Origin of the sequence: Anaerozeibacter quisquiliarum (genome assembly GCF_051162045.1) — a bacterium.
Classification (GTDB): Bacteria; Bacillota; Clostridia; order Christensenellales; family Aristaeellaceae; genus Anaerozeibacter; species Anaerozeibacter quisquiliarum.
Genome location: NZ_JBISDI010000078.1, coordinates 1 through 1,999, shown reverse-complemented (window position 1 = coordinate 1,999; position 1,999 = coordinate 1). Strand labels below are relative to the sequence as shown.

The window sequence follows — 1,999 nt, the reverse complement described above, 5'->3', positions numbered from 1 at the left end:
CATTTTGATCGCGCCGATCATGCCCAGCCCCAGCGTACCCGCGCCGGATAGTACGACCACGTCGTCACAGGTGATGCGCCCCTGCCTTACGCCGCGCAGCGAACAGGCATAGGGCTCGATCAGTACCGCGTCTTCCATCGGCAGATCCTTGGGGATCTTGTAGTTGCGGGCGTTCTTGGGCAGCAGCACATACTCCGCCATGCCGCCGTTCAGGTAATACTTGAACCCATAGACGTTGTGCGGCGCGCAAAGCCAATACTTGCCTTCCTTGCAATAGCGGCATTCGCCGCACGGAACGATCTGCTCGGTTACCAATCGGTCGCCGATCTCAAACCCGCTAACGACGCCATCGCCCATCGCGACGACCTCACCTAGGAACTCATGTCCCGGTGTAAAGGGAGGCTCGCAGAACCCGGGCATGCCATCCCCGCCCCAGAACCTGGCGGCGTTGTGGGTCGCCTTTACATCGCCGGCGCAGATGCCGCAGGCTTCCACTTTCAGCAGGATTTCGCCGAATCCGGGAACCGGAACCGGGATTTCATCCAAAGACTACTGTCCTTGCGCGTGCGCTACCAGCGCCTTCATCTTCGCAGGGATCGCCATTCGTATCATCCTTTCTTCTGCCTGCTTTGTTTACCTGTACCTGGATAACTCTGCAATTGACCACACTTTTCCTGTCAAAGAATTACTGACTGAAAAGATCTACATTCAGTCTTGTCAGCGCATCCTGCACCGCTTTCGGAGGAAGTGCGCGCGGCACGACGTCCTCCCGAGCGCAGAGCGCTGCCGCGACGCCGACCGCCTGGCCTATCGCCATGCAGATGGACATCACGCGATAGGATGCGTGCGCGCGGTGCGTGCCGGAGATGGCGCGTCCCGCCATCAGCAGGTTCTCCACACCGCGCGGCACGAAGCAGCGGTAGGGCAGGTCATAGGGCTTGACGTACTGGATTTTTGGCTCCGCCTGGCCTGCCCCGGCGGGGTTGTGGATGTCCACGATGAACTCTACCTTGTGCAGAATCGCGTCCGGGAATCGTGCGCCCGCCGCCATCTCCTCGGCGGATACCACATATTCGCCCAACACACGCCGGGTTTCCCGCACGCCCAGCGTGGTGGCGCTGGAGATGGTGCGGCAGTTTTCGTAGCCCGGCAGGTGCTCGCGGAAGAAATCCACTAAAAGGTCCACCTGCCGCCGCAGTTCCAGCTCCGCGGGGTAGAGATGGGAGACTTTCGTCGCGTCCACGCCGTTGACCTGTGTGGTGTTGACGCGCCGCTCGCCCGGCGCGACCGTGCGGTGCAGCCGGACTGCCACGATATTTTTGGGCAGGATCCCCTTATCTCCGTAGCGCTTGCAGAAATCGAGAAAACGCTCGCCGTTCAGCTGTACGTCGTCCACGTCGCCAATGCACACGATCCCGCGGGACTCGTCCACGCCGTCCACGGTGAATTCCAGCGTCACCGGCTGCATGAGGCCATCTTCCTCCCGCCCCTTTTCGCAGGGCGCGCCGGAGAAAAAGGCAACGTCGCCGTCGCCGGTAGCATCCACAGTCACCCTGCCGTGGAGCGCAAACAAACCTTCCTTCGAGGACAATACAAGGCCCACTATGGCGTTCCCCAGCCGGACCACGTCGACGACCGCCGTCTGCAGGTACACGTCGATGTTCTCATGGTTTACAAATTCGCTGAGCGCGCGCTTGGCTCGCTCCGGGTCGTGGACGACGCCGACCTCCCCCAGCATGTCGTTGCCCGGCACGCCCAGGTAGCCCAGCAACTCGTCCCGCATGGTGCCTTTAGAAACACTGCCCAGGATCGGGCCGACGTGGCCGCTCGTCAGCATACCGCCCAAGATGCCGTAGCGCTCGATCAGCGCGACTTTCGCGCCTTCCCGGGCTGCCGCGACCGCCGCGCACACACCGGACGGCCCGCCACCCGCCACCAAGACATCATACCGACCTGAGACCGGAACTTCTTTTTTATATGCGAATGTCTCCATGCGCTC

At 61.8% G+C, this 1,999-nt stretch carries 2 protein-coding genes; both read right to left on the bottom strand.

The annotated features are described in order from the left end of the window. Positions 1 to 546: alcohol dehydrogenase catalytic domain-containing protein (locus ACH6CV_RS18030; RefSeq protein ID WP_456359606.1), on the bottom strand; the 546-nt coding region annotated here is incomplete at its 3' end. A 139-nt stretch (positions 547 to 685) separates the two neighbouring features. Beyond that, entirely contained in the window at positions 686 to 1,993 is a 1,308-nt protein-coding gene (locus ACH6CV_RS18025; RefSeq protein WP_456359607.1) for an FAD-dependent oxidoreductase, read from the bottom strand. Positions 1,994 to 1,999 lie beyond the last annotated feature (6 nt).